The sequence below is a fragment of the Haloferax sp. Atlit-10N genome (assembly GCF_003586325.1).
In the GTDB taxonomy this organism is placed as follows: Archaea; Halobacteriota; Halobacteria; order Halobacteriales; family Haloferacaceae; genus Haloferax; species Haloferax prahovense.
On the sequence record NZ_PSYX01000064.1, the window covers coordinates 1 to 738 of the forward strand.

Here is a 738-nt window from a genome sequence, read left to right on the forward strand (position 1 = left end):
CGTGATGTTATGTGCCTTGAAATAGTGTTAATCAATAGTAACGCTTCAGTCTATCTCAGCGCAAAAAAGTTAGTTGTCTGCCTCTGGTGATTTGACCAATATACTGCAATCGCACCCGAACCCATCATTGCGCTCCGTTCGCCAAGTGTCACAGCAGCTGCAGTACAGCACATCAGCCAGATCGTCTAGAATACTAAGGTTCTCTCGAAGTTCTACCTCAGAGTAACTTGCGAACTCCGGCTCAGAGTAATGAACGTTCTTATTCATGCCCCAGTGGTTCTGATCTATGAAGGTCTGAATGCTAGCAAACCTGTCAACCATATCTTCCTGTGTCTCATCGTCGTAAACAGTGTCATCGTCGACCGTTCCGTCTTTTAGAATATCGACCAACTCAGGCATTAACGCATGGAGATAATCACTCAATGAAAGTTTCTCGATCTTTCGATACGGCACATCGACTGCTAGCTTCTCACAACCCTTGCTTGCGTAGAACTCTGCCGTCTTTCGTCCCCAGGCTGCTGCAGCCGTCAAATCATTGTTTCTGAGATGGAACTCAATGTTCTGCTGTGGGTCGGTAATATCGTGATGTCGGTGGACTCCTGCTTCGTAACTCCACCCGCTCATATGTACGACATTGTCCGAGTCGATATGACTTGTCTGCCGCAGGTGTCTGCTCCAGACGAGGTCGTGTGTTGTGAGAATAAACTGGAACCTCTCACCGAGTTCAGAATCAAGAAT

The 738-nt window shown here is 47.2% G+C and carries 1 protein-coding gene; it reads right to left on the reverse strand.

The genetic code is table 11. The annotated features are described in order from the left end of the window. Positions 1-69 precede the first annotated feature (69 nt). The coding region (locus C5B91_RS21185) for a hypothetical protein (RefSeq protein ID WP_233547868.1) at positions 70-738 on the reverse strand (669 nt) is incomplete at its 5' end.